The 7,118-nt window shown below is 41.7% G+C and carries 5 protein-coding genes; 3 read left to right on the forward strand and 2 right to left on the reverse strand.

The features are described 5' to 3' along the window. Nucleotides 1-16 precede the first annotated feature (16 nt). Entirely contained in the window at nt 17-2,332 is a 2,316-nt protein-coding gene (locus tag AC1F2U_RS25645; RefSeq protein WP_480263648.1) for a heavy metal translocating P-type ATPase, read from the reverse strand. Between the two features lie 43 nt (nt 2,333-2,375). After that, nucleotides 2,376-2,570, reverse strand: coding sequence for a heavy-metal-associated domain-containing protein (locus AC1F2U_RS25650; protein ID WP_190912624.1), 195 nt, complete (start codon nt 2,568-2,570; stop codon nt 2,376-2,378). Between the two features lie 418 nt (nt 2,571-2,988). On the opposite strand from AC1F2U_RS25650, the gene AC1F2U_RS25655 reads away from it, so the two are divergent. From AC1F2U_RS25655 to AC1F2U_RS25665, 3 genes are all read left to right on the forward strand, one after another. Further along, nucleotides 2,989-4,428 carry an RtcB family protein gene (locus AC1F2U_RS25655; RefSeq protein ID WP_480263649.1) on the forward strand — a complete coding sequence of 480 codons (1,440 nt, stop codon included), beginning with the start codon at nt 2,989-2,991 and terminating at the stop codon, nt 4,426-4,428. A gap of 164 nt (nt 4,429-4,592) precedes the next feature. Continuing rightward, nucleotides 4,593-5,942, forward strand: a complete 1,350-nt coding sequence (locus AC1F2U_RS25660) for an AAA family ATPase (RefSeq protein WP_480263650.1) — start codon at nt 4,593-4,595, stop codon at nt 5,940-5,942. A 7-nt stretch (nt 5,943-5,949) separates the two neighbouring features. Next, on the forward strand, nt 5,950-6,840 hold the full coding sequence (locus AC1F2U_RS25665) for a hypothetical protein (RefSeq protein ID WP_480263651.1): 891 nt from the start codon (nt 5,950-5,952) through the stop codon (nt 6,838-6,840). The last annotated feature ends 278 nt before the right edge of the window (nt 6,841-7,118 follow it).

Genomic DNA, 7,118 nt, shown 5'->3' on the forward strand with positions numbered 1-7,118 from the left:
CTAAATTACCCTGCAATTATGAGATAGTTTTTGGTTGAAAGTTACGCAATCTGAGGGCATTGCTAACAACAGAAAGCGAAGAAAGAGCCATCGCAGCGCCAGCGATAATTGGATTGAGTAACCAACCAAAGATGGGGAACAAAATTCCCGCCGCAATAGGAATACCAATGACGTTGTAAATAAAGGCAAAGAAGAGATTTTGCTTAATATTGTTGATGGTGGCGCGGCTGAGTTGAATTGCTGTGACAATTCCTTGCAAATCTCCAGAAATTAGGGTGATATCGCTAGCTGCGATCGCTACATCTGTTCCCGTACCAATAGCAATTCCCACATCAGCCTGTGCTAAGGCTGGAGCATCATTTATCCCATCACCTACCATTGCGACAATTGAGCGCTGAGTTTTGAGTGAGAATTTACGAGAATTCTCTCCCCTTACTCCTCTGCCCCTCTGCTCCCCTTGCAATGATTGAATAATCGCCGCCTTTTGATCTGGCCGGACTTCGGCAAAGATTCGCTGGATGCCAACTTGTCTTGCGATCGCATCAGCAGTTTTACGATTATCTCCGGTAAGCATTACTACTTCTAAACCTAACTTCTGTAAAGCTTTCACCACTGCTGCTGACGAAGGTTTTAGGGCATCGGCAATACCCATTATTCCTTCTAGTTCGCCATCTACAGCAATCAAAATAACTGTTTTACCAGCCGCTTCCCATACGTCTTTATATTGCTGGAGACTCATGGTGTTAATTCCAAGTTCTGTTAACCAGCGTTGTGTACCAATTTGCACAAGCTGATTTGAAACAACTGCTTGGACACCACTACCTGCATTAGCCTGAAAGTTCTTTACCTCTATTAAACTCACTTCTTGAGACTGGGCGTATTTCACCACCGCTTCAGCTAAAGGATGTTCAGAATTTCGTTCTACTGTTGCTGCTAACTGTAAAAGCTTGATTTCATTACCATTAGCTGTGCCCTTAACAGTTACAAAGTCTGTAACTGTCGGTTTCCCCTGAGTCAAGGTGCCGGTTTTATCTAGAACGATGGTTTGAATTTTGTGTGCTAGTTCTAAGCTGTCAGCACCTTTAATCAAAATGCCATTTTCTGCACCTTTGCCCGTCCCCACCATTACAGAAGTAGGGGTAGCTAAACCCAAAGCACAAGGACAAGCGATAATCAGCACACCTACCGTTGTCATTGTTGCGAGGGTGAGGTTGCCCGTGAAATTAAACCAAATGATGAAAGTGGCGATCGCAACGGCAATCACAGCTGGTACAAACCATCCAGTCACCCGATCTGCCAAGCGCTGAATTGGTGCTTTAGAACCTTGCGCTTGTTGCACTAGTTTGACGATTTGAGCCAAAAACGTATCATTTCCGATTCGTGTCACCCGAAACTGAAATGCACCCGCACCGTTAATCGTTGCCCCAATCACCTCATCTCCTGGCTGCTTTTTGACTGGCAAACTTTCACCCGTCACCATCGCTTCATCTACCGTCGAAGCGCCTGTAATCACTTCGCCATCTACAGGAATCTTTTCACCGGGACGCACCAAAATTACATCGTTGATTCTGACTTCGGCGATGGGAACATCAATTTCTCTACCATCGCGAATGACTCTGGCATCTCTAGCTTGCAATCCGATGAGTTTGCGGATGGCTTCAGAAGTTTGTCCCCTGGCACGATTTTCCAACAACCGCCCCAGCAAAATTAAGGTAATCACAATCGCGGCTACTTCATAATAAATATGAGGAATCAAGCCTTGAGCAATAAAAAATTTCGGGAAAATGGTGACAAATAAAGAATATAGATACGCTGCACTTGTACCCAAAGCAATCAGCGTGTCCATCGTTGCCGTATGGCGCTTGAGGGATTTCCAGCCATTGCGGTAAAAAGATCCACCACACCAGAACACGACGGGTGTTGTCAGCAGTAATTGTATCCAAGGATTTTGCAAGAAGCTTGGAATCAGGGGTAAATTTAGCCCAGTCATCATGGGCAACGACCCCAAAAATAGGAAAATGCTGATTACACCTCCCACCGTTACCTTGAGGGAGAGTTGGCGTTGTAATGCTTGCCTACTCGCAATCTCTGCATCATCTTCTTCGGCGAGCAATTCTTCCTGGAGTGAGTAGGAAGAGTATCCCGCAGCTGCGATCGCACTTTGGATTTTCTCTAAATTGGCTAGAGAGCGATCGTACTCGATGGCGGCTTGTTCTGCTCCAAAGTTAACGTTACAGTCAATTACCCCAGGAACAGAGCGAATTGCTTTTTCGATGTTGCTGGCGCAAGCGGCGCAACTCATACCTCGAAGTTTGAGCGTGAGAGTATCCATAACTAGATGAACCCCTGTGATTGATGTGGGAGGATCTTAAAGATTAAGCAACTGGATAGCCAGCAGCAGCCAACGCTTCCTTAATTGCTGTTTCTGATGCTTGAGTTTCTACACTGACAAGCTTGGTTGTTGGATCGGCCTGAACGCTAGCATTGGCATCGACTGCCTGAAGGGCTTTGGTGATGGTGTTTGCACAAACAGAACAAGCCATGTTGGGAACTGTGAGTTGGAGAGTCATAGATTTACGGGATAAAATAAACAACCTAACCAGATCGAGCTGGATGACTGAGACGTATCCCTCACACGTCAGAAATTTCTGGTTGAGAGTCGCCTTGAATTCATCCTAGACTCTCTAGCCGGCTGGAGAGTCTAGAGATTTTTAAAAGTTTTTCGCTAAACTTCAAATTTCTTTACAACTTTGGTTTTGCTGAGTAACCGTAGCCCACCGGAAATACAACGTACTACAAAAACCTTGTCATTCGATGAAAGCGTGTGTTATTAAGGCTATATAACCACATTAGTCAGAATTAACCTGTTGTTTTCCCCACAGTTCTGGAAAAATGACCTTCTGCACTAATTGAGACGCGGCTGCTGAACCAAGTCTCCTCCTCTCTTCACAAAAAAGGGTCTTTTTTAAGACCTTATTTGGAGTATTCATGCAGCCAAAAAATCTCAAACGTCTCTTGCGTGCCTTAGAGCGGCAGGGTTTAGATGTAACTTATAGCGATCGCACTTATTCAGTTCGTTTAGTTAATTCTCCTGATGCCCCTATAGCAGAAGTGCTACTGCCAGAAGGCTTCCCCGTTGAAGCTAAAGCATTGAAGCAGTTAGCGAATTTAGCAAGCGTCCGCCACCCATCAGGTGGATGCGTTTGTCGTGCCTGTGCTACACCTGACTTTCACCCAGGTGATGCGGGTGTTGCCATTGGTTCAGTCGTAGAAACAGTGGGTCAAGTTATCCCTGGTGCTGTCGGTTCTGACATCAATTGTGGAATGCGCCTGCATGTTGCAGATTTGACAATTGAGGAATTTCTGGCAAAGCGCGACCAATTCGTAGAACGGATGAAGGGGGATTACTTCTTCGGTACGCGTGATGTAACGATGACTGCTCAGGCAATGCAAGCTCTATTTCAGTACGGAGTTCCAGGTTGGCTGGATGCCATGCTAGATCGGGCTACGGGGAGTGTAGTTAAGTCTGATTTACAACAACTCGCCCAAGAGAGCGAACGCATCTTCTTAGGTGGTTCAATGGATGGTGACTGGAAACTTGCACCTGAAGAATTAGTTCCCGATACTGGATTAGTACGCGATGGCGGACTGGCAACCATTGGCGGCAGCAATCATTTTGTCGAAGTGCAACGGGTTGATAAAGTCGAAAATCGCCTACTTGCCCATGCTTGGGGAGTGCGCGAGGGACAGCTAGCTTTTATGATTCACTCTGGTTCTCGAAACGTGGGTAAATATATTGGGGGAATGTGGCGAGATAAAGCTAAGGCGACTTGGCAAAAAGGTCTGAAGTACCCTGATTCTCAAATTTTTCCTCTCTCTACTTATTCTCACCCCGAACTAGTAGCCAGTTACCTGCAAGCTGAGGCCACTGCTGCTAACTATGCCTTTGTCAATCGCCTGCTGTTAGCGGAACTGCTACGTCTGCGTTTGCGGGAAGTATACAAAGATGTGGAAGCACCTCTAGTTTATGACTTACCGCATAACATCACCTTGCCAGAAGGTCAGGGATGGGTAACACGCAAGGGCGCTTGTCCCGCCCATGCAGGGCAACCAGTGATTATCCCTGGTTCAATGGGTGCTTATTCTTATCTGATGGTGGGTAGAGGCAATCCAGCATTTTGTAATTCTGCCTCACATGGGGCGGGAAGAATTCGTTCTCGCTTCGATCTCAACCGCAGAAGTGCATCTCAAAGTGAGGCAGAACTGGGATTAACTGGGGTAGACTGCATCACCCTGCGTCAAGAACGCCGAATTGAAGAAGCACCCGTCGCCTACAAACCGATTCAGTCTGTGATTGATGTACAGGTTGAAGCAGAAATGGTGGACGTTGTGGCGCGATTGAGTCCGGTGTTGACGTTTAAGGCGTAATCGATGTGAATTAGTCAAAGGCAATTAATTATTGCAGCTAGATTTGTCTAAATGTAGTTAAAGAGTTTATTGCCACCTGACTGAACGATAAAGTGTAATTAGGGGAGTAAAAGAAATTTCAGCTTTTACAACCCTATCTCTTCAAATAAGGAACAGCAATTTTTATGCAGATGCTCGATATAAACACAGCTAGTCCTCCTCTATCAGTAGTTCGCATTGAAGTAGAACGGCTCTTTGGTAGGTATACATATACTTTGGTCAAAAAAGATAATAATCCTCACATAGATTCTTCACTAATCATCCTTTATGGTGACAATGGTTCTGGTAAGACGACTATCCTCAAGCTCTTATTTCATCTGCTCTCAACAGCCCACAATCGTGGTCATCGCACTTTTTTAGCTAAAACCCCTTTTACCAAGTTTTCAGTCTTTCTAGCCGATAAAACAAGTATCATTGCTAGTCGAGAAAATGGTGTCTTAATTGGCTCATTTCGACTTCAGCTTTCACAAGGGAATAACATTCTCTTTACTGAATATATTCAGGCTGAGTCTGATAATAGCGTCAAAGGAAGACAAGATAATTTACCAGGAAATGAATTTTATAAAAGTATTTTACAGCTTCAATTAAGTTTATTTCTATTAGGCGATAATAGAGTTTTAGATAGTAATATTTTTGAAAATGAAGATATAGAAGATGAAAAAAGATTAAGACGGATAGTATTGTCAAGTATTGGGAATACGCTTGAAGATAAATATAGCATAAATAGAGAACATGCTCTTAAAACATCTATTCATAGAACTGAAGAATGGATTCGTGAACAGGCATTAAGAGGCGCTAACCAAGGGGCAGAAAATGTTCATAGTATATATGAGCAAATTATTCTAACAATTATTCAAAGTTCAGGCAAGATAGTTGAAGAACTACCACAATCATCTGCAATGCTAATTGAAGAACTCAAAGCTCATGAGAATCGCAGCAAAGATTTTTCTCGCTTTGGGTTAATGCCACCATTGGAGGCTCAGAAAATTGTTCAGATACTGCAATCTAATGCTCAAGCTGATTACTCGATTATATCAAGAGTTTTAAACCCATACTTAGATAGTGTAGGGGCACGTTTTGATGCTCTCCAGGATACACAAAATTTATTGACCATTTTTGAAACGACAATCAATAAATTATTTTTTCGTGATAAATATATAAGATTGCATGTCAGAGAAGGACTAAAAATATTTACTGAAGAAGGAAAAGAATTATCTCCAGAAACGCTTTCTTCAGGAGAAAAGCAACTCCTACTACTTTTTTGTAATACTCTGACGGCGAGAGATAAAGCAACAATCTTTATTATTGATGAGCCAGAAATATCACTAAATATCAAATGGCAGCGTCAACTTATTCGCGCATTGCTTGAACTGACAAAAGGAAGCCAAGTTCAATTTATATTAGCTACACATTCAATTGAATTACTTTCTCAGTACAACAACAATGTCGTTAAGCTTGTGAAGATGGAGAAATAACTGAGAAATGGAGAATGAAATACGACGCACGCTTGACGAACTTGTAAGTAGATATGAACTTGAGCCTGATCTGTGTGATATATATGTTGAAGGTAAGACAGATAAGCTATTGATAGAATGGTTTTTAGAGCATAAACAAGTTCAAGATTTTGCTGTTTATGAAATTGATACAGTTGAAATTCCTGCCCAATTACTATTTGAACTAGGATTAAAAGACAATATCCGAAGTCGTGTTATTGCCCTTGCCCTACATATACACGATAAACTGTCAGAAACTCCTCTACATATTACATGTATTGCAGATAAGGATTTTGATTGGCTATTTGGCAAAGAGTATCAGTGTGATTTACTATTATTTACTGATTATTCGTGTCTGGAGATGTACTTATTTAACGAGGCTGTTTTAGATAAATACCTGCGTTTAGGACTACGTTTGTCTCAGCCCAAAGCTAGCGAAATACTTCATCAAGTATCTAGAGTATTAGAGGATTTATTCTTAATTAGGGCTACCAATGAAGCACTTGAATTAAATATGAGATGGCTAGAAAAATTCGGCGACTGCTGTAAAATGAATAAAAATAATAACCAGATTCAGTTCGATTTAAAAACTTTCATTACTAAATATTTAAATAGCAATGGTAATCGCTTACAGGAATCGACATTCATAACTAAACTTGAAGAATTACGTGCAAAAGAACTGATAGAAATACGATATAAAATTCATGGCCATGATTTTACTGAGCTTTTGTGTTGGTACATCAGACACTATCTTAGGAAAGAAATCAGGAATTCTTACAATTCCGAGATTCTTGCAGGGAGCTTATTAGCATGTATTGATGCTGAAAAGTTAGCTCAAGAAGGTTTATTTCAGAACTTACTTGCTCGTATTGCCAGCTAATTCAGACGAGTAAGATTGCTTGTAATCTTTCATTTATTATACTAACTTGACACATTAAACATCTCAGCTTTTATCAATCAGTAGTTTTTTTTCTTAACTCGGTCATAACGATTAAGTTATAGTAATCTCACTGTAACTCCACCTGTTGGTGCTAAGGAGTTATGTAAAAATAACTTGAACAATTAACTGACTACTTTGGGTTTGATAATATAGTTCCACTCACCATGAAAAGAATTTCGTTCGATTGCGATAGTATCAAGCTCTTGGTCTGTAACCTT

This window comes from Nostoc sp. LEGE 12454, assembly GCF_056620565.1.

Coding starts and splice junctions, on each gene's coding strand:
- AC1F2U_RS25645 (WP_480263648.1), bottom strand. CDS start 2,332: ATGGATACTCTCACGCTCAAACTTCGAGGTATGAGTTGCGCCGCTTGC.
- AC1F2U_RS25655 (WP_480263649.1), top strand. CDS start 2,989: ATGCAGCCAAAAAATCTCAAACGTCTCTTGCGTGCCTTAGAGCGGCAG.
- AC1F2U_RS25660 (WP_480263650.1), top strand. CDS start 4,593: ATGCAGATGCTCGATATAAACACAGCTAGTCCTCCTCTATCAGTAGTT.
- AC1F2U_RS25665 (WP_480263651.1), top strand. CDS start 5,950: ATGGAGAATGAAATACGACGCACGCTTGACGAACTTGTAAGTAGATAT.
- AC1F2U_RS25650 (WP_190912624.1), bottom strand. CDS start 2,570: ATGACTCTCCAACTCACAGTTCCCAACATGGCTTGTTCTGTTTGTGCA.